Below are 24,213 nucleotides of genomic sequence, written 5' to 3' on the forward strand. Positions count from 1 at the left end.
TAGTTTGAAGTTGGCTGACGCCTGAAAAGAGGTTTGTCGACCTTTGAAGAACCGACTTACTGAGCTACAAACCCCAAACTCCAAACTCCAAACTGATTCAGCGCAACGCCTCCGACGCTGCTTTTCCCAAATGATACTGGATACGCATCAGCAGGTATTCGACCGGAACGGGTTTGGCGAGCACTTCGTCGGCGCCGAACAGCGCGGCGCGGCCCGAATGGCAGTCGTAGCCGGTGTGCAGCAGCACCTTGACGCCGCGGGCTCCTTCGACCATTTTAATCTTCCAGCAAAGCTGGCGGCCGTCGTCGCCGGAGAGGTTGATGTCGACAAGGTAAAGATGGGGTGCAAATTCGTGGCGCCGCTCTTCGGCCTCGGTGAGGCTGGCGGCGGTTTCGACGAGGTAGCCGGCCGCGCTGAGGCGGCGCTCGAGCAGCATGAGCAGGTCGACGTCGTCGTCGATAATGAATAGCCGGAAGGGATGTCCGTTCATGGATTCAGGTTCACAGGTTCGGTTTTCCCTTAGGCAGATGGAGTTGGTAGAAAAAGAAGTTGACTGATACGGATTAGTGGACTTTTCGGTAGGATTGGATTTACGGGACGGTTTTTCGGAGGACGTTGGGCAAGACTGATTGCTCAGTCAACTTCTGCTACAAATATAGACGGGTAGCCAGGCCGCCACAAGCGCAAAACCGCCCATTTTTCTGATCGGAAATTTTACGGCGCCGATCGTAAATCTACGTTCGCTGCCCGCCTTTTTTTCCATCGATGTGTCGCGGGCCGTGCGGCTGAAAAATTTAACAACACGCCTTTTGGTAGCCCACGCGGCCGCTCGGATACCCCGGAAAATTGAGGCATGTATTTGGTAGTTGTACTGGGTAGCGAAGCCTTGCCGGACTCTGTAAACCAGCCACTGTAGGACTTTTCGCGGTAAATGCCCCATTTATGAGCGAACGATATTATCTCTTGCGTAACAACCGGGAATCGGGCCCTTACTTACTTGATGAATTATTGCAACAGTGTCTTCTGCCCGGCGACCTGCTTTGGGTCGAGGGCCGCAGCGAGAACTGGGTTGCGCCCTTCGAGCTGCCCGAAGTGCAATCGGTGCTGCCGAAAGGATATACCCTCTCGCCGTCTGAGCCGGTAGTGTTCGCCCACCTGAGCGACCGCGAGCAGGCGCAGCGCGCCGAGAGCCTCCGCCGCCGCGCGCTGGCGGCACTTTACCAGCAACCGGCGCCGCTGCACGTAGGCACGCCGCGCCCCGAAATGTCCCTCGCCTCGCAGCATCCCCTCGTCGACCCCGAAGACCTCGAGGTGGTGCACCACAAGCCCGAGCGGCTCCGCGGGGCGCTTCCCGAATTTATGCTTTTCTGTACCCTGTCGGCCCTCGTGGTGGTTGGCTGGCGCGGTGGCGTGTTTGCCCACCTTATCCAGGTGCGGCAGCCGGAAAGCTCCTCGGCCACCCAACGCCTCGACAACGAGTCGCAGCACGCGGCTCACGCCCTGACCATCATCCCGCAGCCACGGGTGGCCGGCACGCCCCTGCCTTCGAAGGCCGCGCCTGCGGCCGGTATCGCCAGCGATTCGGCGCAGCGCAAAGACAGCACCGTTGTCGCCGTCGCACGCCCCGCACGACGCAGCACCGCGCGCCCGCTGCCCGGCTCCGTAACGACAGCCGCCCCTGAAACCACGGCACTGGCCACACAGCCGGTCGCTGAAACCGCGGCGCCTGCCAGGACCGAGCCGCGCCGCGAGCAAAGCACGCCGGCCAACAATAATGCATCCAACTCACTCAGCGGCAACCCGCCCGCCGCGAATAGCAAAGACGATAAGGCGCCTGTTACCAGCAGCGCTGCTTCGAAGACAGTAGGTGATTCCGACGAAGCGCCGAAGACCGAGAAGCACCGCGGCTTCCTGCGTGGCTTGTTTAAGAAGAAGAAAAAAGACGAGACGCCCACTCCGGATGGAGGGCAATAAGGTTATTGCACAAAAGGCCCGCGGAGCGGGCCTTTTGTCATTCTGAGCGCAGCGAAGAATCTGAGGACCAACCAGCAGGAATCTGCGCATCTTTACAGAAGCGTGCTACCGCAACAGCCATCCCTTCGGTGGCGGCCACTCCGGGAAAAACCGCGTATTCAGGAATGCCAGTTCGGGGTTCTGCTTGTTGATCAGGGCCATCTTCTTTGCGCGGGTCCAACCCTTTATTTCTTTCTCGCGACGGATTGCGTTGATCACATAGGGAGATGCTTCGTAATAGAGCAAATAGTAAACCCCATAAGTGCCGGAAAACGTGGATCGTCCATTGTAATGCTCGAGCAGCCGTGCTTTCAGATTGTTGGTGATGCGTGTATACAACACAGACCGCAGCGCATTGGTAACGATATACGTATAGTAGCAGCGGAAACGTTTCATACCGGGAAAAGTAGAATCCTGCCCGCCAGCTTCCATGGGTTCCTGCCGCGAATTCGCAGGTGTTTTTCTCAGCGTGTGGTGCTGCTATTCGCAGCATTCCTTCACAAAGGTTAGTGGCTCAAACTACAGGACACAGACTCTTCGCTGCGCTCAGAGTGACAAAAGGCCCGCGGAGCGGGCCTTTTGTGCAGTAGCGATCGGTTGTGTCAGTGCTGGGTGGTATCCTTCTCCTTCTTCCCGAAAAGTCCTTTCAGGATCGAGCGGCCGGTGTTTTCCGCTTTTTTGCGGATGTCGTCGGGAGGCGCGCCGTTCGTTGTTGTGTCCTTGCTGCCGGTGATCGTGTTGAGCAGCTTCTTTTTGGCTTCGTCGGCGAGCTGCTTCTTCACGGCGTTGAGCGAGTCGCGGAAGGTGGCGCGGGCACTGTCGGCCTTTGCCTTTACAAAGTCGGTCGCCTGCTGCTTCAGTTCGTCGGTGAGCGAGGCCGCCGATTCCTTCAGGGCCGTGCGCAGCTGCGGGCTGCGGATAGTGCCGCCCACATTCACTTTGAGGTTGACGGTTTCACCAAGCTTCAGCGGCAGGCCGCGCTGCGCGGCCTGCGCCGCCAGCCCGTTTACGAAGTTGTTGGCCCCGGCGCCGAGCTTGCTGCGCGGCACTTTTAGGTTGAGCACGTACTCGAGCGACTGGTCGAGGCCATGCAGGCCGCCCGCCTCGATCTCTATGTCGCCCGCCTTGATCGTAAAGGGCTTCACGAGCACCTTGCCGTTGGCGAATTCAAAATAACTCTTGACATCCTTCACCGACAGGTGCTGCAGTTGCGCGATCTGCAGCGTGCTGGCCAGCTTGTCGATCGGCGCAAATTTTTCCAGCAGGCCTTCGATCAGCAGCAGGTTGCCCTTGCCGGTCAGCGAGCTGAAGTCGGGCATCATCCCGGCACCCAGCTTGCCGTTCAGCGTTAGCTGCGAGGAGAGGTGGCCGCCCATGTACTGCGCCACCGGCATCAGCTTCTGCACCGTGTTGAAGGCCAGGAAGGTCTTGCGGATGTCGAGGCCCTGCACGTCGTAGGTGAGGCTGATATCGGGGTGCTTCTTATCGAGCAGCGTCGAATAAGTGCCGTTGATCTTCATCGTTCCTTCGAGTGCGTCGGTGCGCACATCTTTCAGGAACACGGTCTGGTTGTTCACTTCGAGCGTGCCCTTCAGGTTTTTAAGATCCACCTTGTCGTAGTGTACCGCATCGGCAGATGCCAGCAGCGCCAGATCGAGGTTGGACGGGACCAGGAAGGGCGCGGCGGCCGTAGTGCCTGCCTGCGCCGTATCGTCCGACACGGGGATGAATTCATTCAGGTCGATCGCATCGGCATGAAAGGCCATACGTCCCTTCAGCGGGTCGTTCTTCAGCACGTAGGCCAGCGCGTTATCGAGCGTGCCGCTGGCGGTGAAATTCGTTTTGCCATAGCGGCCGGCGAGTTGCGACAGCGTAATGTTTTGCGGGTTGAAGGAAGCCAGCAGGCTTTGAAGCTCTACGCCGGCAGGATATTCTTTCGAGCTGTAGCGAAAGCCGTCGAGACGCAGCGTTCCGCCGGCGTTGAAGCCCTCGTAGCGTTTTTGCTGAAGCGCCACCACAGAGCCTTTGAGCGATACGTCGGCGAAGGCGATGCCGGCGAGTTTTGTTGCCGCATCGAGCTTCACAATACGCCCCAGCTGCGCCAGGTCGAGACGTCCCTTGATGGCCGCGTCGATGTTCTGCGCCGTCATCGGCTGCTGGAGCACGAGGTGGCCATCGATGGGTGTGCCGCCCATTTCGAGGTGGGCCGACGGCATGCGGATCGTGGTATGATCGGGAACGCCATCAGGGTTCTGCACCTGCAGCGCGAGGTTGATGTTGCGCACCGGCTGCGGCAGGTCGGGATACTGGAAGGAGCCGTTGGCCACATCGAGCTTCACATCAAACGACGGCAGCTGCGTGGGGCTGTAGGTGCCCTTTACAAAGCCTTCTACCTTGGCCGAGCCCGAGGTCTTGATCTTATCGAAATCTTTCTGGTAGATCGAAGGCACCAGCGACAGCACCTCGCGGAACGTAGTGGAGGGCGCCTTCAGCGAAAGGTCCATATCGTAGGTGCTGTCGTTGACGAGGCGGAAGGATCCATTGGTCAGCAGTTCGAGCGCGTTGAGCCGGATGCGGCCGTTGTTGAAGCGATAGGTATTCGTCGCCGCATCGATATCGAAGTCGGCATCAAGCGTGGTGGCAACGTCGGAGAGATAGGGGATCGCACCGTAGCGAAACGACACGGAGCCGGCTGCGGTCCTGGTTTGCAGCGTATATTTTTCCGAGCTGAAATCGCCGCTGCCTTCGTGGTCGACGCCGCGGAGCACGGCTTCCATGCCGGCGCTCTCATCGCGGTAGCGGATGTCGGCAGCGTGGATGGCGTAGCGCTGCAGCTCGAGTCGGAAGGGTGTTGCAGCGGTCGGTGTGGTTGCAGCTGTATCGGGCATCGCAATGTCCCAGTTGGCCTTGCCGTTGGCGTGCACGATGGCGTTGATCTTTGGCTCGTCGAGCGATACGGAGTAAACGCGGTAATTGCTCCCGCTGACGACGCTCCAGAAATGCAGCGCGGTTTCCACGCGTGCGGCCTGCAGCAACGTATCGCCCTCAAATTCGCCGGTACCCACGATGCGCAGGCTGTCGACCGACACCGAAACTTTCGGGAAGCGGCGGAAGAAAGAGAGCGATACGTCCTTGAAGTCGACCCGGGCCGCGAGGTTCTTATTGAGGCCCGTTTTGACGGCGGCAATCAGTTGCTTGCGAAAGAGGAACGGCGCGAGGGCAAGGAGCAGGAGAAGCACGCCGAGCGTGACGCCGGCGATGCGCGCAATTTTTTTGATCATGCTGGTGTTTTGTAAGACAGGGTCGGCTGTCGGTGGAGTACCGAAGTTACGGATTCGTTATTCGACCCAAAGCACCGAGTTGCCCGTGCCGAACTCGTTGTTCTCCCACAGCTTGTTGGCCGGGTCGATGATCCACTGCCCGTCGACGATGAACTTGTAGCGGTGCTTGCCCGGCGAGAGGTACACCGGGAACACCCAGTCGGAGCCTTCCTTGCGCATCGGCAGGCTGCGCTCGTTCCAGCCGTTGAAATCGCCCGAGAGATACACGCTGTGCGCCGCGTCCTTTCCCTTGAGGCGGAAGGTATAGTTGGGCGAAACGATCAGCAGCGAGTTGCCTTTACCCGGCCCTTCGGTCGACAGCGGGTTGCCGGGATCGGTGACGGCGCGGCCATCGACAAAGAATTTGTATTCGTAGTTGCCGGGCCCGAGGGTATAGGAGAGTTCCCAGCCGCCGTTTGTGCGCTGCAGCTCGAGCTCGCTCTTGTTCCAGGCGTTGAACGTTCCCGCTACGGTAACGCGGCGGGCATTCGGGTTGCCCGGAAGGCGAAAGGCAAAGCCGCTGCCGAGGCGGAGCACGGAATTTTTGCCGCCATGGCCGTCGGGCAGGGTGTTGGGGTTGCCCGGGTCGCTGAGCCAGCGGCCATCGGCGATGAACTTGTAGGTGTGCGTTCCTTCCGACAGGTATACCGGCAGGAACCAGCCGTCGGACACGCGCGTGAGCGGCAGCTCGGTTTCGCGCCAGTCGTTGAACGAGCCGGCAAGCAGCACGCGGCGCGCTTCGGTGGATCCTTTCAGGAAAAAGACGTGGTTGACGACAAAGAACACCGAGTTGATGTTGCCGCGGCCGTCGTTTTCGTTTTGCAGGTTGTCGTTGTCGGTCTGCCAGTCGCCATCGACGATGAACTTGTACCAGTATTTGCCCGGCGGAAGCTTCACGGCGGCCACCCAGCCCGAGTCGGTGCGGCGCATGCCGATAGCGCCGCCTTCCCAGTTGCTGAACGATCCGGCAAGCTGCACGCGGGAGGCGGACTTCTGGCCGCGGAGATAAAACAGCACGATCGAATCCTGAACGGGGAAGGGATGCTTATTGCGGAAGCGGTTGATGCCGTAGCGGCGTGCCGCGGGTCGATCGGCGGCGCTGGTGAGGCGGATGCGCTCGGAGGGATCGAAGATCTTGTCGGCGATGGCGATGGGCTTGCTCAGCACGGCGCTGCTGCGGTCGTTCTTCTCGACCGTCCAGCCCTGGCGGAGCACGGAGTCGGGGCGGTTGAGCCGAAGGAGGCTGTAGATGCCGATGTCGCGAAGATCGTAGCGGAGGAGGAAGGCCTCGAGCTCGATGGGGCTCGACGCTTTCTGCAGCGCGATGTACATGCGGCCATTGCGCACGGCGCATTCGTTGCCGCCCTGCGCGAACAGTCCGCCCAGCGGCAGCAGGGCCAGCAGCAGCAACGTGAGGAGGCGCCGCAACCCGGGAGCATATGTCGTTCGCATCAGCGCCATAGATACAATTTTCGTGTGACAAAGTTAAACCCGATACGCCGCGGCGACAGGGCGTCGAAACTCAAAATGCCGTTAATACAATCGAACTGCGAAAAGCAGCTTTGTTCGAGGTTGGATATGAGCACCGGCACGGCGCGCAGCAGGTGCGGGCCCACCGTGAGCTCGGGCAGCGTTCCGTAGATCGCTTCCTTCTTGCGGCCTGCCCCGTTGACCTGCACGCGGCGTGTTACCAGGACGCCCTCCAGCACGGTGTTGGGAAGGCGCGAATCGAGTACGCTGGTTTCGGCACCCGAGTCCATCACGAAGCGAAGGGTCTTTCCGGCCACCTCGGTGCGCACGAGGATATAATTTTCCTTGAGTTCGATGGGCAGCTCGGTGTAGTCGGCCGGGCCGGTTGTGAGCGACGCGTTGGTGTACATCGCGGCGTCGCGCTTCCGCAGGCGGTGGATGTACAACAGGTTCTCGTCGTAGTCGAGCATGATCTCGCAGTCCTGGAAAAGCTCCATCCCGAGCAGGCCGAGGATGCGCACGCCTTTGCTGTTCTCGATATGTCCGAGGTTGCCGAGGTCGGCTTCCTGCTGGTTGTACCGCAGCGAGCCCAGCCCGAGGCGGCCCAGCGTGATCCGCTGCAGGGGGGCGCCGCTGCCGCCGTTGATCCCCGCGCTTTCCGCGTCGCTGACGGTAACGGCGTGGTAATCGCGGAAGTAGGTGCTGTTGAGAAGCACGTGCTGCGCGCCGGTGTCGAAGATGAAGTTGCCCTCGATCGAATCGGCCTGCGCCTGGATCAGGATCAGGTTGCCGACGCGGTTGAAGGGAATAACGGTAGCCACGGAGTCGGGCTCGGGAAAAAACGACCCGGGCACGTGCAGGCCCCGCAGCCAGCGGCCGTCGGCCGGGGGCGGCAGCGCCGGTGCGGCGGAGGCTGCTGCACCCAGCAGGAGTAGCAGGGCCAGTACAACCACGGCTGCCCTGCGCTTCGGCAGGGAAGCGGCAAGCCTCCCGGGAACAGGGAAAAGCCCGGGTTGCAGCAGTTGATCGTATGAGGAAGCGCGGGTCATTGGTTTCGTGAGACGACTAAACTACAGCACATGTTACCGACCGCCCTACCGCTCGCCATTTTTAAGAAAGAAGTTGTGATGAATTGCGCGAAATACATGATGAAGCGCGCAACGGTTCTGTTGCTCCGGTCACTCATGTGCTTTCCTGGACTCAGGCGAGCTCGGGCACTTCCGGTGCCGCGGCGGGCGCTTCCACCTTCACCGCCACCCGCCTGCTGATGCGGTACATACCGGCAATACACAGGAACATAACCACGATGCCCACATAGCCCAGCGTGTTGAAGTGCACGAGGCTGCGGTCGGGACGCTGTATGATGACCGCGCCGGCGATGAGCGAGGCCACACCGCCCGCCACCTGCTGCAGCGACGACATCACGCTCATAAAGGCGCCACGGTCCTGGGCCTTCGGTATGGCGCTCATGAGGGCCTGCGACGGCACCATCCGCGACATGATCCCCGCGAACATGACCGCACTTACCCCGATCACTACCCACAGCGACACCGGGGGCAGGTTGACGTAAATGGCCACCATCACCGCGCTGAGCACCGAGCCGGCAAAGAACGTCGGGAACTTGCCCGCCTTGTCGGCGATGCGCCCGATGAGCGGCAGCAGGATGAGCGAGGAGATGCCCATGCACACATATACAAAGGGCAGGTCGGCTTGGGCCACCTTGACGTTGTTGATCAGGAAGGGCGTGGAGAAGGGCATCAGCAGGAAGCCACCGATCGTCAGCGCCGCCGTGGTGGCATACGGCAGCCAGTAAGGCCGGTGCGAGAAGGTGTGCACCAGGTGATGCAGCGGATTACGGTCGGTGCGCTCACCGAGGTGCGCATTCACGGGACGAAGCGCGAGCGCGCACGCAGCGGTGGTTGCGATGCAGAGCCCCACGATCATCACGAAGGGAGCATGCCAGTTGAAATGGTTCGCCAGGAAAAGCCCGATCGGGATGCCCGCCACCTGGCTTACCGCAAACGACATCTGCACAAAGCCCATTACCCGCCCGCGCTGCTGGAAGGAGAAGAGATCGGCGATGATGGCCATGGCAACCGAGCCCAGCACGCCGCCGAAGAGTCCCGTAATAATACGGGCGAACAGGAGCAAGTGGTACGAGGTGGCGGCAGCGCAGAGCGCCGTGCCGAGCGTGAAGCCGAGGTAAAAGAAAAGCAGCAGCTTCTTGCGGTCGTACTTGTCGGCAAAGCCCGCCGCCAGCAGTCCCGAAATGCCCGCGCTGAAGGCATACGCCGATACGGCCGCGCCGAACTGGGCCGCCCCGAGGTGCAGGTCCTTCATCATCCAGTCGCCGAGCGGCGCCATCACCATAAAGTCGAGGATGATGGTAAACTGGATCAGCGCCAGCAACAGGATAGCGGTGATCTGGTAGCGGGTGAAAGCGGGGGCCGGGGTCTTGGTCATGGTCGTTCGGTTTGGCCGACGAAGCTACCCGTATTTGCCCGTCGGTGCAAGGGCCTCCGGGGTATGTTGCGGTTCCGGGCCGGCGAGTTGCGGATCGGGCCGGATGAATGACCCTTGCGTAACGTGCTGCGTCCCTGCTCTGCGTCGGACCCGTCGGAACGATCAGCCTCCTGGCTGACGGTGCTCAATGGCTGGCACCGTGTTCGTGCTACTTTTACAGCGCGCCGTCTCAAGACGGGCTGCCCCCAAGCCCATGAACCGAATTCGCCGGCTCCTGCCTGCTGTGCTGCTGCTCGCTTCCTGCCGCGAAAGCGAGGAAAAGATCTACCCGCAGTCCGGGCCGATCACCGAGTCGGTGTATGCGTCCGGTGCCGTGCGCAGCCGCGACCAGTACGAGGTGCATGCCACTGTGAGCGGTACCATCCAGCAGTTGTACGTTACCGAAGGCGATCCCGTCCGCGCGGGCCAGCCGCTGCTGCGCCTGCAGCAGGAAGCGCAGCGCCTCAGTGCCGAGAACGCCGAGCTCAACGCCGCCTACAGCTCCGAAAGCCGCAACGCCGATCGCCTGGCCGAGCTCCGCACGACGGTTGATGGAGCGAAAGCCCGCCTCGATAACGATGCCGCGCTTTACGAACGCCAGCAGGCCCTCTGGAAAGACGGCATCGGCACCCGCAACGAGCTCGATGCCCGCGCGCTGGCGCTGCGCACGAGCCGCGATGCCTTGCGCGCCGCGCAGCTTCGCTACAGCGACCTGCGGCGGCAGGTGGAGCAGGGCGCGGCGGTCGCGCGCAAGAGCGCCTCCGTGGCCCGCGCGCAGCTGGGCGACTATACCGTTCGCAGCAGCATCAACGGCCGCGTGTATTCCGTGCTCCGCAAGCAGGGCGAGCTCGTGGGTCCGCAGGTTCCCATCGCCATCATCGGCGCTGAAAACGATTTTCTCCTCGAGCTGCAGGTGGATGAATACGATATCGCCAAAGTCAGGCTGGGACAAACAGTCATCCTAACGCTCGACAGCTACAAGGGCCAGGTTTTCGAGGCCCGCATCAGCAAGATCGATCCTCTCATGAACGAGCGCACGCGGAGCTTCCTCGTGGAAGCGCAATTCACGAAGCGCCCGGAGCGCCTGTATCCCAACCTGTCGGTGGAAGCCAACATCGTGCTCCAAACAAAGGCACAGGCGCTGACCATCCCGCGCAGCTACCTCGTCGACGACAACCACGTGCTGCTCGCCGGCAAGAAAAAGAGGGCGGTGATCACCGGCCTCCGCGACTACCAGCGGGTCGAGATCACAAGCGGCCTGCGTCGCGACGAAGCCATCATCAAACCGGTACCCTGATGCTGCCGCTCATTCCCGATATCGCGGCCTCCCTGCTTCGCGCCCGTCTCCGGCAAACGATCGTTGCGGCCGTGGGCGTTACGTTCGGCGTGGCTATGTTCATCACGCTGCTTTCGTTCATGACTGGTCTCAACAAGCTACTGGACTCGCTGGTGGTGAACCGCACACCCCATGTGCGCCTCTACAAGGAAGTGCGGCCCTCCGGGCTGCAGCCCCTCGACCGCGCGCCGCAATACAAAGGGTACTATCATTTTCTTTCCTCGATAAAGGCAGGCAATGCGCGCCAGGAGCTGTACAACAGCGGCGCCGTGCTGCGGGCCGTTAAAGCCGACAGCCGTGTGCTCGGCGCGGCCCCGCGCATCAACGAGCCGATCTTTTTCAACAACGGCGCCATCGATATCAGCGCCGTGGTCTATGGCATCCAGGTGGAAGAAGAAGTGCGCCTCTTTCATTTCAACGAATACATCGTGGAAGGGAAGCCCGAGGACCTCCGCACCGTTGCCAACAGCATCATCCTCGGCAAAGCGCTGGCCGACAAGCTGCAGGTACACGTTGGCGACGCGGTGCCCGTTACAACCCCGGGCGGCGACCGATTCCTGCTCAAGGTGGTCGGGCTTTTCCAGAGCGGCGTCAACGACTGGGACAAGGTGCAGAGCTATGCCGACCTCGCCACCACGCAAAAGCTGCTGGGCAAGCCCGCGAGCTACATCACCGATATCAATGTCAAGCTGCTCGACATCGCGCAGGCGCCGGCCGTGGCCCGCGAATTTGCCGCGCGCTTCGAAACCGACGCCGAAGACATCCAGACGGCCAATGCGCAATTCGAGACCGGCAGCAACATCCGCAACCTGATCTCGTATGTTGTCGGAATCGTGCTGCTCACGGTGGCCGGCTTCGGTATTTACAACATCCTCAACATGATGATCTACGAGAAGATGGACGCGATCGCCATCCTCAAGGCAACGGGCTTTACCGGTGCCGACGTGCGCCGGATCTTCCTGTACATCGCGCTGAGCATCGGCTTCTTCGGCGGCCTCGCCGGGCTGCTCTTCGGGTTCATACTGTCTGCGATCATCGACAGCATTCCCTTCAACACGGCAGCCCTTCCCACGGTGCATACCTATCCCATTAACTACAACCCGCTTTTTTATTTCATCGCCTGCGGCTTCTCGCTGCTCACCACCTACCTCGCCGGCTTCTTCCCGGCGCGCAAGGCGAGCAACGTCGACCCCGTAGTGATCATCAGGGGCAAATAGCTATGATCCTCGAAGCACGTCATATCAACAAATTCTTTCACGATCCTGTTACAACGCAGGTGCTGTGCGATGTCAGCCTGACCATCGACAGGGGCGAGTTCGTTTCGATAACCGGTAAAAGCGGCTGCGGCAAGAGCACGCTGCTGTATATCCTCAGCACGATGGATACCGACTACGAGGGCGAGCTCCTCCTCGACGGCGAGCCGATGACGAAGGGAACCCCGGCGCGCCTTGCCCGCGTGCGCAACGAAAAGATCGGGTTCGTGTTCCAGTTTCACTACCTCCTCAACGAGTTCAGCGTGCTCAAGAACGTGATGATCCCGGGACTGCGCCTCAAGAAATTCAGTGCCGCCGAAGTGGAGCAGCGGGCACTCGAGCGGCTCCGCTGGCTCGACATCGAACACCTCGCGCAGAAGGGCGCGCACCAGATATCGGGCGGCGAGAAGCAGCGCGTAGCCATCGCCCGCGCCCTCATCAACGACCCGCATATCGTCATGGGCGATGAGCCGACCGGTAACCTCGACAAGAAAAATTCCGACATCGTGTTCGACATCTTCCGGCGCCTGTCGAAGGAGCAGGGGCAAACGCTGCTCGTGGTCACCCACGATCCGTCGTTTGCGGAACGCACGACAAGGACGATACGGATGGAGGACGGGCAGGTCAGGGTTTAGAAAAGGTTCGCGAGGTTTAGGAGGTTCAGGAGGTTCAGAGGGTAGAGGTGCGAGGTTTTGAAAAGGTTTTGGAAGGTTTTGAGAGGTTTTGGAAGGTTTTGGGGAAGGGTAGCCGGGCTGTGGTGCGGCCTTTGCTATCATTCCCGGAAAAAGAAGAGATGTTGGAAAATGAAAGGACAGCGGAGCACGTTGCCAATAAGGTGGCGCGGATCACGCTATTGTTCTGGCTGATGAAGATCGTTGCCACGACGCTTGGTGAAACACTGGGCGACTTTTTGTCGATGACGCTTAACCTCGGCTATACCGTGGGGATCGGCATCACGCTCGCCTTCTTCCTGGTCGTACTGCTCGTGCAGCTGCGGCTATCGCGCTACCTCCCGCTCGTGTACTGGCTTGTGATCGTTGGCACGACCACCCTGGGTACCGAGATCTCGGATTTCCTCGACCGCACCTGGCATCTCGGTTATACCTGGGGCAGCCTCCTGCTCGCGTCCTGCCTGAGTCTTACCCTGCTGCTGTGGTACCGCCGCTACGGCAACCTCCGCGTTTACCCCATCAGCAGCCGCGGCAAGGAGCTCTATTACTGGGTGGCGGTGCTCTTTTCCAACAGCCTCGGTACGGCCTTCGGCGACTTTCTTGGCGATGAGCTCGGGCTCAGCTACGGCGCGGGCGCGCTTGTCACCGGCGCCGTGATCCTCGTCGTGGTGCTCCTGCATTACTTTACAAAGCTGCACCCGGTGCTGCTCTTCTGGATCGCCTTCGTGTTCACCCGGCCCTTCGGCGCCACCTTCGGCGACTTTCTCACCAAGCCCCTGGCGAAGGGCGGGCTCGACCTCGGCACACTTCCCGCATCGCTGGTGTCGGTGGCCATCATGGGGCTGCTGATCGTGCTCGCGCACCGAAAGGAACGAAGCTCGCCCCTGCCGGTCTCGGCGCGGACTGCGTGAAGCTGCGCCTGACGAGTGTCAAGCGTGAGGCCTACGGCCATCATTCCCCTGCGCCCGCTTTGGATGGAGCTTGCCGTTCCCTGAGGAAATCAAAACCCTGAGCTATGGCAAGCAGTACCGTGCAACAACCGCTTCTGACAACAACGGCGCTACGCGCCGGCCGGCAGCGGCTCCGCAACGTCGCCCTTTTCTGTGGCATCCTGTCCTCGCTGCTCTACGTGGCGATCAATCTCATCGTTCCACCGCAGTGGCCCGAATACAACGCAACGGATCAAACCGTGAGCGAGCTGTCGGCTGTCGGGGCACCCACGCGGAACCTGTGGCTGCTTCTCGCCACGCCGTATACCTTCCTGGCGCTTGCCTTTGCCTGGGGCGTCTGGGATGCGGCCTGGGGCAACCGCCGCCTGCGCATCGTGGGCGGGCTGCTGTTGGCCTACGCCTTCCTCGGCTTCCTGTGGCCTTTCGCCCCGATGCACCAACGCGCCGCGCTGGCCGCGGGCGGCGCCACCTTTTCCGACACGCTGCACATCAGCCTGGGCGTCGCCACCGAGCTAATCTACCTCGCCGCACTCTGGGTCGCGGCAACGGCATTCGGCAAAGGGTTTCGCATCTATTCCATCGCCACGTTCTTCGTGCTCCTGTTCTTCGGCGCGCTCACCTTCCGGGCGGCCCCGGGCATTGCGGCAAATTCGCCGACGCCCTACATCGGTGTATGGGAGCGGATCAACATCAGCGTCTTCCTGCTTTGGGTGATCGTACTGGCTTCGCTGCTGCTGATGCGCCGCGGCGGGCAACCTTCTGCCGGCCGGAACGTCACTCCCGAAGCGCCGGCGCCCTGATGCTGCCTTCCTGAAATCGGCATCCGCAGGCCAGCGGCCTTACCTTCGGCAGCAAGAGCAGCAACAAACTATGAAGCGCAAAATCCTGAAAGGCCTGACGCTGGTCGGCTGCTTTTCTACCGGCATTATTTACGGAAGCATCGGGGTCATCGCCATCCTTTCGTTCCTGAAGCTCAAGAACGGCGGTGCCGATGAGAGCAGCTTCTTTGTGTTGCTCAACGGATTCCTGTTCGGACGCATCATCAACTGGATCGTGATCGTCGGCGCCCTTTGCTTCATTGTATGGCGCCTGTATGAAGCCTTTGCCGATCCGCACCGGCTCGGCCGCTCCGCGAAAGCGATCCTGCTGCGAGCAGGAGCTGCCTTCAGCTCGGTTGCCGATGCCTTTATCGCGCTCTCGGCATTACAGGCCCTGTACAGCACGGCGAAGGCGCCGCTGAGCGGCGAGCCGACGCTGCAGCGTAAGCTGGCTGCCGGGATGCTCGAAACGGGCTGGGGACGCTTTGCACTCGGCGCCGCCGCGGTTGTGTTGTTGCTCACGGCGATCGTGCTCGTGTTTTACGGGCTATCAAAACGCTTTACGGAATCCATCGACGCGCGCCGCTTCAGCAAAGCGCAACAACAGGTGCTCCACGTCCTCGCCTACCTCGGCTACCTGTCGCGCGGCATTATCGTGGGCGTTACCGGATTCTTCTACCTCGAAGCGGTGCTGACGCACAACAGCCGGTCGATCGTCAATACCGACAAGGCTTTCGACTTTATCGGCGACAATATCGGCGGGGCAGCTTTCCTCCTGGTTGCTGCGGGAACGATCTGCTACGGGCTCTATCTTTTCGTGCTGGGCCTGCATTACGATGTGGCTGCGGGCAAGCGCGGCGGGCGGAACTCCTGATGCGCGAGACAACAGCTACAGCTCATTGGCGCAGGCGCCGCCGCTGGCGAAGGCGTCGAGGTTGGCGCGCGTTGTTGCCGCGATATTCTGCAGCGCCGTATCGGTCAGGAAGGCCTGGTGGCTCGTGATGAGTACATTGGGAAAGGTCATGAGCCGCGCGATGACGTCGTCCTGCAGGATCTCTTCCGAATGGTCTTCGAAGAAAAGGCCGCGTTCCTCCTCGTATACATCGAGGCCGAGGTAGCCGATGCGGCCCTTCTTGAGCGCGGCGATCGCATCGCGGGCATGGATCAGCGCCCCGCGGCCCGTGTTGACGATCATGACGCCGCTCTTCATCAGCGCGATCGTTTCGGCGCGGATCAGGTACTGCGTCTGCGGCGTCAGCGGGGCATGCAGCGTGATGATATCCGATGCGGCAAATAGCTCTTCCTGCGATACATAGCGAACGTCGGTGCTGCGGGCCCATTCCGGGTCGGGGAATGGGTCGGAAGCCAGGACATGGCAGCCGAAGCCCGTAAGGATCCGGGCCACGAGCTTCCCGATCTTCCCGGTGCCGACGATGCCGGCCGTCTTGCCATGCATATCGAAACCGATAAGCCCGTCGAGCGAAAAGTTGCCTTCGCGCACGCGGTTGTGGGCTTTCACGAGCTTGCGGTTGAGCGCCAGCATGAGCGCTACGCTGTGCTCGGCAACCGCGTAGGGCGAATAGGCAGGCACCCGCGCCACGCGGATCCCGAGCCGCTTCGCCGCAGCAAGGTCCACGTTGTTGAAACCCGCCGAGCGCAGCAGCAGGAAGCGCACGCCTGCTGCCGCGAGCTTTTCGAGTACCGGCGCGGAAGCATCGTCGTTGACGAACACGCACACCGCTTCGCTGCCCGCGGCCAGGGGCGCCGTGTCGGCCGAAAGGCAGGGGCTGAGCAGGTGCAGCGTATGCGCTTCGCCGAGCGCGGCACTGAGGCTGGGCCTCTCGAAGGCATGCGTGCTGAAGACCGCGATGTTCATGGAATGAATGTAAGCATGGGCCGGATGGCCGGCAACAGCCGTGGCTTCTGAGGGCGTCATTGCGAGCGCAGCGAAGCAAACCCGTCGTACTGAGAAATGGTCGTTGTTACCAGGTGCGCACACTTTTCAATGGCGGATTTGCCTGGCGCCCGGCTCGCAATGACAGAGGGCCCGCTGGCGGGCCCTCTGTCTTATTTCCGTGATTTCCGTGTATTCCGTGTGCTACTTCTTCACTGCCGCTTTCTTCGGATGCACAAACTTCAGCTCCGAGATGATGTTCTGCGCGCCGGCGTATTTGTCGATGATAAAGCACACGTAGCGGATATCCACCATGATGTTGCGGCAGATATCGGGGTCGTACGAAATGTCGCTCATCGTGCCTTCCCACACCCGGTCGAAGTTGAGGCCCACGAGGTTGCCGTAGGCATCGAGCGCGGGCGAGCCCGAGTTGCCACCCGTTGTATGGTTGGTGCCGATAAAGCATACCGGCTGACGCCCATTGGCGCCGTATTGACCAAAGTCTTTGCGGGCATAGAGCGTGCGTAGTTTCTCCGGCACGTCGAATTCATAGTCGCCGGGAACGTATTTCTGCATCACGCCATCGAGGTAGGTGTACATGCTGTAGCTCACCGCGTCGCGCGGGGCATAGGGCTTGGCCTTGCCATAAGTTACGCGCAGCGTGCTGTTGGCATCGGGGTAGAAGCGGCGCTCCGGAAACACATCCATCTGCGCTTTCATATAGGTGCGCTGAAGGCTGTTGATGCGGGCCATGATGTCGCTGACGTTCTTGCCGGCGCGGTCCTGATAGGTGTGCTGCATCTCCGAGAGCAGCTGTACCGCGGGGTCGGCCTTCAGGGCCAGTGCGGCAGCTTCCGGCGTAGCCGTCAGCACCTTGAACGTAGCGGTCGAATCGTCGAGGATCGACTGGCCGTAAAGGCGCGCCACATAAGCCGGCAGGTCGGCGCGGGCGGCACTGAGCGACGGCGCCGTGAAGTCGGGCTTCTGGTTGGCGAGGTATAGTCCCAGCAGCGCCTCGGCCATGCTCTTGTCGACACCGGGGTTGAACTCGCGGTAGGCCTCGCGGAGGTCGTTGCGGACCGTTTCGAGGGCGGCAGTGTAGCCGCTGGCGCCGTTGCGCTCATAGGCGTTGATCAGCCTGCTGAGGATGGTCGCGTTACCGAGCAGGTCGATGCGGGGCACAACCTCGTTGTAGTAGTCGCGGGTGTAGGCAAAAGGCTCCAGCTGCGTATAGGCGGCATTGAGCTGCGGCAGCACATCGCCGTAAGCGGCCTTCCACTGCGGGTTCGCGTCGACGCGCTTCTGAAACTCGGCTTCGTAGGCCAGCTTCTTCGCGAGGATATTCTTCGTTTGCAGACCGAGCACTTCACCCTTCCACTTTTTGTAGGCATTCTCGATACCGGCGTACTTGGCGGCATACTGGATCTTGATGCCTTCGTCGGCACGCATGTAGCCATTGAGCACGGCGAGCGCCTTTTCGCGGATGCCGATCTTGGCGGGGTCCGACACGTTCATGATCTGGGCTACGGCTGCGGAGCTGAGGTACTCGCTGGTGCGGCCGGGGAAGCCGAACACCATGGTGAAGTCGTTTTCGGCAACACCGTCGAGCGAGATGCTGAGCGAGCGTTTCGGCACGAGTGGCTTGTTGGCCGGGTTGTACTCGGCGGGCCGCCCGTCGGGACCCGTATAAATACGGAACAGCGAGAAGTCGCCCGTATGGCGGGGCCACATCCAGTTGTCGGTGTCCTTTCCGAAGTTGCCGATCGAAGACGGCGGCGCGCCCACAAGGCGAACGTCCTTGTACGTTTCCATGATAAAGGCGAAGTACTTGTTGCCTTCAAAGAAGGGACGGATCAGCACGGTCTGCCAGGCTTCGTGCGCGAGGCTCTGGCGGAGGTCGGCGAGCTTCTTGTCGATGGCCGACTGGCGGTCTTTCTCGGCAAGCGACGGGTTGAGGCCCGCCGTTACCTGCGCGGTCACGTCGTCGATGCGTACGATGAAGGTGGCGGTGAGGCCCGGGTTGGGCAGCTCCTCGCCGTTGTTCTTCGACCAGAAGCCGTCGCGGATGTAGTTATGGTCGAGGGTGCTGTGGTTCTGGATCGCGTCGAAGCCGCAGTGGTGGTTCGTGAGCAGGAGGCCCTGAGTCGAGATCACTTCGGCCGTGCAGAAGCCACCAAGCGAAACGATGGCATCCTTGAGCGAGCCCTTGTTGATGTTGTAGATGTCGCTGGCACTGATCTTCATGCCAAGCTTCTTCATGTCTTTTTCGTTGAGGGTCTGCAGCAGCTGCGGCAGCCACATGCCTTCGTCGGCAAAGGCAACGCTGCGCACGCAGAGCAGGAGGGCAAGCAAGGCAAGAGAGAGAAGTCGTTTCATGTTGTGCAATTGTGGGTCAAAATTAGGCCTGGGGCGCCGCAAGCGGCGGAGAGAAAGAACGCAGATTATTATGATTGTTATGATTGACGCAGATCTTTACTGCTTTGCCTTTTTGGCAGAGAGCCTAAAGATCTCGTATCCCCATGCCGGCAACGTAATCGAGAATTGATCTTTTCTATCCCGGGCGCTTACAAAAGTATAAGTAGTATGATTTAGGGTACGATAGGGTGGTCGTTCTTCAATGAGTTCACTTTCCATCCAAACAGTTACAGGTAAAGAAGAAAAGTTGAAAATGGCAACAATGCCGTCGCGTTCGGATAATCTTGCAAAAGACAATGTGGTTTCGGGTTTATTATTGGGCACGCGTATCATAGTCGCTCCTGTGGACCCGTTTGCCAGAGCGTTGACCTGATGTTTCCATTCATTCAACCGGCGATAGATACTATCGAAACGATGCGGCTTCCATTGAATCGTATCCTTGTCAAAAAAGCGCAGCATCTTCTCGCTGCCCGCTTCCTGCCCGTTGTAGATGAGGGGGATGCCTTTGCACACGTAGGTAAAGGCGATACAGGCTTCGAGCGCAGGGCCGAACTGGGTGAACGGCGTGCCCGTCCAGGAATTCTTGTCGTGGTTGTCGGTGAAGAGCATTCGGTAGGCATCGTCGGGCCAGGTGTTGACGTCGTGGGCGAGGTACTCCACGAGGTCGTTGAAGGCGCCGGGCTCTTCCTTGCTCACGCGGTGCAGGGTTTCATAGAGGCTCCAGCTGTAGGTGGCGTCGAAGGCGCGCTTGTGCATGTCGCGGGCTTCCCACTCGGCCAGTAGAAATACGGGCTTGATGCGGTCGAGCTCCTTCCGCACATTATCCCAGAAATCGACAGGAATAAAGCCGGCCACGTCGCAGCGGAAGCCGTCGATGCCGGTTTCTTTGACCCACCAGGTCATGGCGCCGGTCATATATCGGCGCAGTCCCGGCTTGTTGTAGTCGAAGTCGATCACGTCGTCCCAGTCGTACCAGGGCGTGGGTTGAAATTTTCCTTCGGCAGTATGGGTGTACCAGTCGGGGTGCTGCTTCGCAAGCGGGTTGTCCCAGGCCGAGTGGTTGGCCACCCAGTCGAGAATGAGGTGCATGCCGAGCCGGTGCACGGCTTTTACAAGATCCCTGAAGTCCTGCATCGTTCCAAACTCCGGGTTGATGCCGTAGTAGTCGCGTACCGAGTACTCCGAGCCCAGCGTACCCTTTCGTTTTTCCTTCCCGATCGGCTGCACCGGCATCAGCCAGAGGATGTCTACACCTAATGCCTTCAGCCGCGGCAGCTGCTGTGCAAAAGCCTTGAACGTTCCTTCGGGTGTGAACTGCCGGATGTTGACCTGGTAGAGCACGGCGCTCCGGCTCCAGTCGGGATGTTTGATCTCTACGTATGGCTTGGGCTGGTAGGGGTCGTTCGGCTTCTGCGAACGCGCGCTGAAGGCCAGGAGGAGGCTGGCGAAAAGAAGCAATCGGTGCATGCGGGGCTTTTGGCTAAGGTAGGGAGGGTCGCCACACAATCCCGGCAGCATTCACCGGTAATGAAATATTCAATATTCAACATTCAATATTCAATTATCAAGTGTAAAGGGAGGGCATTTGAGCATTGACTATTGAGCGTTGAGCATTGAGAATTCCAATTCCCGTTAGCTGCCCGGCACTCCTAATAATGACAACAAAAAGGGCCGAGGTGGAAACCTCGGCCCGTCAGGGTGTCTTTCAAAAGAATTCAAAATTATGTTGTTCGCTTAATAGCGGCCATCTTTCTTATCACCGGCGCGGCCAATACCATAGCCACCCGCTGCACCGAGGATACCGCCGATAACGGCACCGGCAGCCCGGTTTTTCTTGTTGATCACCGCACCGGCGGCAGCACCGGCAACACCACCGATGACGGCGCCTTTGGCGGCTTTACTCCAGCCCTTCCTGGCAGGTGCCTGGGCCGTGCTCGACGAAGACGAGCTCATGGAGCCCGACGAGGACGAGGAGCTGCGGCGGCCGGCCGACGAAGAGGAGCTGCGGCGAACGGGTGCATAGCTGCGCGTATTGCTGGCAGCCGGGGCCGTAGCTACAGCCGTGTTATTGGCGTTGGGGTTGCTCAACTCGCTTTGGGCCTTCCAGGCCTGGAATTGGGCGAAGCCCGAAGTATCAGGAGCGACAGTAGTTGTCGTTGTCGTAGTTGTAGCCGTGGGTGTGGGAGCCGAGTTACAGGCTACCAGGAAAGCAGCGGCTGTTATTGCGGAGAAAATCTGTTTCATAAGATGCGTTTTTAGTGGAAGTATTTCGGTTACCTACCCAGTTAATACAAAAGCATGCCAGAGTATTTCGGATAGTGACGAATAGCAGAGCTAGAATCATAACATTTTGATTTTCAACGGTCTGCATTTCTATCCTTTAACAAAACGGCTGCAAAAAAAACGGGGACGAAGCGCGGCAGTTGTAACCGGGCGGAGCAGGACCGCGTCTCAGGTGCTATGAAGACCATCACGCGCCCGGGCCCTGCCTGGCTCGCAGCATTTGCCTGTACCTGCTTTGTTGTGTCGGAGCTCCACGAGCAGGTTCATATCCAGACCGGCTTCCTCCTCAACGCTGCTTACGGCCCGCGCGACTTTAACCGGTGGAGCCTCGCGCGCGACGCGGGTAATGGCTGGATCGCAACGGCGGCAGGACCGCTTTTCTCCTATGCCTGCATGTGGGTCGGGGCCTTGCTGCTTCGCCGCCGCGCGGGCAGCCCGGCGGCGGGTGTAGCCCTGGCGCTGCTCTTTGCGGGCCTTCCTTTTGCCCGGCTGTTTACGGCCGTGCTCGGCGGGGGCGATGAGCGCGTGGTTCTCGGTACGCTCCTCGGGGGCGCTTCGCCGCTGGCCCTCCGTGTACTCACGGTTTCGATCGTAGCAATCCTGGCTACACTCCCGGTGCTGCTGGCCGCTCGGCACTTCAGCAGGCGGCAGCGCTATACCCTTCTTCCCCTCCTGCTCCTGCTGCCGCTGCTGCTCGAGTTCCCGCTCACGCACCTGGCCTACAACCGCCTGCTGCAGGCGGGCTTCGGCGCCCGGGTTTATTTCGAGGGTACGCCTGTGCTTATTCAGCTGCACTTCCTGCTGATGGGCAGCCTGCTGTTGCTGCTCCGGCGGCACCTGTACCTCCGGCCCGCGCTGCCCGAAGCTTCGGGTAAAAAAGCAAGGGGCGCCACCCGGCGACCCTTACCCATTCAATAGCGTTTCCGCTCCCGTTACCAGCTGCGTCCGAAGACTTTCTGGAGCAGGGGCGTCGTCCGGTACGAGGCGTTCGTACGGATCAGCTGCTCGCCTTCGGCCATCTTGCGGAACATGGCATCACTGACAGCCACGGCCATCAGGTTCGACAGGTCGAGGTTGAGGCGGTTACCCACGGCGGTGTTGCGGATGGGCGCCGTCAGCTTGTCCCACTGCTCGGTCAGCTTGTACTCGGCGAGTGCGTTTTGCATCACGGGCGTCAGCGCGGTACGCAGCTGCGAGCCGGTGTTGGCCTTCAGGTAATCGGTAGCCGAAGTGCCGCCGCTCTTCACGAGGTTGATCGCATCACCCACCTTCATACCGGCGATGGCGTTGGCAAAAACCGGGATGGCACGCTCCACCGATGCAGTGGCTGCCGTGCTCATCGACGTCGTAAACCGATCGAGGTCCTTGCTGAGGCCGAAGTTGTTGAGGGTGTTGAGCACTTTGGCCACCTCGGAGGGGAACACCGTGCTGATCACGTTTTCCTTGCTGAAGGCGTTACCGGTCGACCCGTTGCGGGCGCCGGCGTTAAGGAGCTCGCGGATCGCGGCGGCCGCGTCCTGCTCGGTGAGCGTGTAATTAAGCAGGCGGTTGCCGCTGCAACCATAGATAAGGGGGAAGAACAGCAGGGCGATCAGGGGAAGTAATATCTTTTTCATAGTCTCCAGTTTAAAAAAGACTGCGCAAGGCAGTCTGTTCAAAAGACGCAAGAATGTTGCAGGGGTTTGATGGGGGTTTGTTAAAGCTTCGGGTGCCGCTCATCCTTCGGCTGGCTCAGGATGACAGCGCGGGAAATGTGGGGGGCACGTGAGCTGCCAGGCTGAGCGCAGTCGAAGCCTAGCCCATGGCGCCGCTGGCCTGGTCCTTCAGGCTGTCGTAGCCTTCAGCGGCCTTGCCCAGCAGGTCGTCGGCCTTGTTTTTCAGGTCGTCGAGGGCGCTGGTAACTTTTTCGGGGTTGATGGCGTAGGCAACAATGCCGGCAACGGCGGCGCAAACGAGGGCGCCCAGTAAGATTTGTTTCATGTAGGTTCTTTTGCTCCTATACCGGCAATCCGTATGCCACCACCCCGGGCGCTGGCCCGGTTTTATCTTCGGCAGCAAACGTATGCGCATGCCCCTCACCGTTCGGAGGGCCCTGGAGCTGATGGGCCTTTACTTCCTGGGTCTTATCCTTGTAGCCGGCCGGGAGATCCTGTCGCCGATCCTGATGGCGTTCTTCCTGGCCATCATGCTCCTGCCGCTGTACCGCTTTCTCCGCAAGCGGCGGTTTCCCGAAACGCTCGCCATCGGCCTCTCGCTGCTGGCGCTGATCCTGGTGCTGGCGGGGCTCGTCTGGTTCTTCTCCTCCCAGGTGAGCCAGCTGGTGGCCGACGTCCCCACCATCCGGCAAAACGTCCGCGGCCACCTCGACTCCATCAGCCAGTGGATCGAAACGCGCTTCCACTATTCCACGCAAAAGCAAACCGCCTTCATCGACCAGCAGAACGACAAGCTGATGGCCTGGGTGTCCGGGATCGCCGGGGGCGCCGCCGCCACGCTGCCGGGCATTTTCGTGTTCGTGGGCCTGCTGCCGATCTACATCTTCCTGATGCTTTATTACAAGAACCTGCTGCTTCGCTTCGTCTTCCTGTGGTTTCCCGAGACCGCACACCCGAAGGTCGAAGAAGCGATGCGCGAGTCGGAGGTGATCATCAAGAGCTACCTCGTGGGGCTGGCCATCCAGATCACCTATATCACCGTGCTGCTCGGCGGCATCCTCATGGTCATCGGCATCAAGCACGCCATCCTGATCGGGGTCATCTTCGCCTTCCTCAACCTTATACCCTATATCGGCGCACTGATCGGCAACATCCTGGGCGTCGTCATCACGCTGGCTTCCTCCAGCGAGCTCTGGCCCATCTTCGCGGTGCTGATCGCGATCGCCTTTGTGCAGTTTCTCGACAACAACATCCTGATGCCGCGCATCGTCGGCTCGAAGGTCAAGATCAACGCCTTTGCCACGATCGTGGGCGTTATAGTTGCCGGGGCCATCGCGGGTGTTCCGGGGATGTTCCTGTCGCTGCCGATGATCGCGGTGCTGAAGATCATTTTCGACCGCAGCGACAGCATGCGCCAATGGGGTGTGCTGCTTGGCGACGAGCGTCCAAAGCAAAGCCCCATGCGCTTTCCGCTGCTGCGCCGGAAGTCGAAACAGGTGCAGGAAGAACTCCAGCGCGAGAACGATGTAGAGCCTCCTACAGAAGGCAAGCAGAATGATGGCAAGCAGGTATAGACAATCGGCGACAAGCAGTCTAGGGGTCTACCCGTAAATAGTCAACAAAGCCGGTCTGG

At 60.5% G+C, this 24,213-nt stretch carries 21 protein-coding genes; 9 read left to right on the plus strand and 12 right to left on the minus strand.

The window, feature by feature from the left end; genetic code table 11:
• Window positions 1–97: 97 nt before the first annotated feature.
• Entirely contained in the window at window positions 98–490 is a 393-nt protein-coding gene (locus ACYU7Z_RS13105) for a response regulator (protein ID WP_460571153.1), read from the minus strand.
• Window positions 491–1,008: 518 nt separating this feature from the next.
• Between ACYU7Z_RS13105 and ACYU7Z_RS13110 the strand changes: the two genes are divergently transcribed.
• Window positions 1,009–1,974: a hypothetical protein gene (locus ACYU7Z_RS13110; RefSeq protein ID WP_460571155.1), complete on the plus strand. Its 966-nt coding sequence runs from the start codon at window positions 1,009–1,011 to the stop codon at window positions 1,972–1,974.
• 105 nt (window positions 1,975–2,079) lie between these two features.
• Here the strand turns inward: ACYU7Z_RS13110 and ACYU7Z_RS13115 are convergent, their stop codons facing one another.
• From ACYU7Z_RS13115 to ACYU7Z_RS13135, 5 genes are all read right to left on the minus strand, one after another.
• A complete protein-coding gene (locus ACYU7Z_RS13115; protein WP_460571157.1) occupies window positions 2,080–2,409 on the minus strand; it encodes a GIY-YIG nuclease family protein in 330 nt (109 codons plus the stop codon).
• A 206-nt stretch (window positions 2,410–2,615) separates the two neighbouring features.
• A complete protein-coding gene (locus tag ACYU7Z_RS13120) occupies window positions 2,616–5,294 on the minus strand; it encodes a hypothetical protein (RefSeq protein WP_460571159.1) in 2,679 nt (892 codons plus the stop codon).
• A 57-nt stretch (window positions 5,295–5,351) separates the two neighbouring features.
• Window positions 5,352–6,794, minus strand: a complete 1,443-nt coding sequence (locus ACYU7Z_RS13125) for a glycogen-binding domain-containing protein (protein WP_460571161.1) — start codon at window positions 6,792–6,794, stop codon at window positions 5,352–5,354.
• The gene (locus ACYU7Z_RS13130) at window positions 6,785–7,852 is read right to left on the minus strand and encodes a pepsin/retropepsin-like aspartic protease family protein (protein ID WP_460571163.1); all 1,068 of its coding nucleotides are present in this window, start codon (window positions 7,850–7,852) and stop codon (window positions 6,785–6,787) included. Before ACYU7Z_RS13130 ends, ACYU7Z_RS13125 begins: the two co-directional genes overlap by 10 nt.
• A gap of 151 nt (window positions 7,853–8,003) precedes the next feature.
• The gene (locus tag ACYU7Z_RS13135; protein WP_460571165.1) at window positions 8,004–9,266 is read right to left on the minus strand and encodes an MFS transporter; all 1,263 of its coding nucleotides are present in this window, start codon (window positions 9,264–9,266) and stop codon (window positions 8,004–8,006) included.
• A gap of 253 nt (window positions 9,267–9,519) precedes the next feature.
• Here ACYU7Z_RS13135 and ACYU7Z_RS13140 point away from each other — a divergent pair, with 253 nt between their 5' ends.
• The 6 genes from ACYU7Z_RS13140 (at window position 9,520) to ACYU7Z_RS13165 (ending at window position 15,207) form a co-directional block, all read left to right on the plus strand.
• Window positions 9,520–10,602: an efflux RND transporter periplasmic adaptor subunit gene (locus ACYU7Z_RS13140; protein WP_460571167.1), complete on the plus strand. Its 1,083-nt coding sequence runs from the start codon at window positions 9,520–9,522 to the stop codon at window positions 10,600–10,602.
• Window positions 10,602–11,858 (plus strand): ABC transporter permease, encoded by a 1,257-nt coding sequence (locus ACYU7Z_RS13145; protein WP_460571169.1) that lies wholly within the window; start codon window positions 10,602–10,604, stop codon window positions 11,856–11,858. Before ACYU7Z_RS13140 ends, ACYU7Z_RS13145 begins: the two co-directional genes overlap by 1 nt.
• A gap of 2 nt (window positions 11,859–11,860) precedes the next feature.
• Window positions 11,861–12,529 (plus strand): ABC transporter ATP-binding protein, encoded by a 669-nt coding sequence (locus ACYU7Z_RS13150; RefSeq protein WP_460571171.1) that lies wholly within the window; start codon window positions 11,861–11,863, stop codon window positions 12,527–12,529.
• A 158-nt stretch (window positions 12,530–12,687) separates the two neighbouring features.
• The gene (locus ACYU7Z_RS13155; protein WP_460571173.1) at window positions 12,688–13,476 is read left to right on the plus strand and encodes a COG4705 family protein; all 789 of its coding nucleotides are present in this window, start codon (window positions 12,688–12,690) and stop codon (window positions 13,474–13,476) included.
• A gap of 104 nt (window positions 13,477–13,580) precedes the next feature.
• The gene (locus ACYU7Z_RS13160; RefSeq protein WP_460571175.1) at window positions 13,581–14,315 is read left to right on the plus strand and encodes a DUF998 domain-containing protein; all 735 of its coding nucleotides are present in this window, start codon (window positions 13,581–13,583) and stop codon (window positions 14,313–14,315) included.
• Window positions 14,316–14,385: 70 nt separating this feature from the next.
• Window positions 14,386–15,207: a DUF1206 domain-containing protein gene (locus ACYU7Z_RS13165; RefSeq protein WP_460571177.1), complete on the plus strand. Its 822-nt coding sequence runs from the start codon at window positions 14,386–14,388 to the stop codon at window positions 15,205–15,207.
• A gap of 15 nt (window positions 15,208–15,222) precedes the next feature.
• Here the strand turns inward: ACYU7Z_RS13165 and ACYU7Z_RS13170 are convergent, their stop codons facing one another.
• The 4 genes from ACYU7Z_RS13170 to ACYU7Z_RS13185 all read right to left on the minus strand — a co-directional run bounded on the left by ACYU7Z_RS13170 (window position 15,223) and on the right by ACYU7Z_RS13185 (window position 20,886).
• Window positions 15,223–16,209: a 2-hydroxyacid dehydrogenase gene (locus ACYU7Z_RS13170; protein ID WP_460571179.1), complete on the minus strand. Its 987-nt coding sequence runs from the start codon at window positions 16,207–16,209 to the stop codon at window positions 15,223–15,225.
• A 222-nt stretch (window positions 16,210–16,431) separates the two neighbouring features.
• The gene (locus ACYU7Z_RS13175; RefSeq protein ID WP_460571181.1) at window positions 16,432–18,603 is read right to left on the minus strand and encodes a S46 family peptidase; all 2,172 of its coding nucleotides are present in this window, start codon (window positions 18,601–18,603) and stop codon (window positions 16,432–16,434) included.
• A gap of 96 nt (window positions 18,604–18,699) precedes the next feature.
• Window positions 18,700–20,109, minus strand: coding sequence for an alpha-amylase family glycosyl hydrolase (locus ACYU7Z_RS13180; RefSeq protein WP_460571183.1), 1,410 nt, complete (start codon window positions 20,107–20,109; stop codon window positions 18,700–18,702).
• A gap of 267 nt (window positions 20,110–20,376) precedes the next feature.
• A complete protein-coding gene (locus ACYU7Z_RS13185; protein ID WP_460571185.1) occupies window positions 20,377–20,886 on the minus strand; it encodes a glycine zipper 2TM domain-containing protein in 510 nt (169 codons plus the stop codon).
• A gap of 216 nt (window positions 20,887–21,102) precedes the next feature.
• On the opposite strand from ACYU7Z_RS13185, the gene ACYU7Z_RS13190 reads away from it, so the two are divergent.
• Entirely contained in the window at window positions 21,103–21,843 is a 741-nt protein-coding gene (locus ACYU7Z_RS13190) for a hypothetical protein (protein ID WP_460571187.1), read from the plus strand.
• Window positions 21,844–21,857: 14 nt separating this feature from the next.
• Here the strand turns inward: ACYU7Z_RS13190 and ACYU7Z_RS13195 are convergent, their stop codons facing one another.
• Together ACYU7Z_RS13195 and ACYU7Z_RS13200 are read right to left on the minus strand one after the other, a co-directional pair.
• Window positions 21,858–22,541, minus strand: a complete 684-nt coding sequence (locus ACYU7Z_RS13195) for a DUF4197 domain-containing protein (RefSeq protein ID WP_460571188.1) — start codon at window positions 22,539–22,541, stop codon at window positions 21,858–21,860.
• Window positions 22,542–22,719: 178 nt separating this feature from the next.
• Entirely contained in the window at window positions 22,720–22,905 is a 186-nt protein-coding gene (locus ACYU7Z_RS13200) for a hypothetical protein (RefSeq protein ID WP_460571190.1), read from the minus strand.
• An 88-nt stretch (window positions 22,906–22,993) separates the two neighbouring features.
• Here ACYU7Z_RS13200 and ACYU7Z_RS13205 point away from each other — a divergent pair, with 88 nt between their 5' ends.
• Complete coding sequence (locus ACYU7Z_RS13205) at window positions 22,994–24,154, plus strand: AI-2E family transporter (RefSeq protein WP_460571192.1); 1,161 nt, start codon at window positions 22,994–22,996, stop codon at window positions 24,152–24,154.
• Window positions 24,155–24,213 lie beyond the last annotated feature (59 nt).

It is taken from the genome of Flaviaestuariibacter terrae, assembly GCF_054777635.1.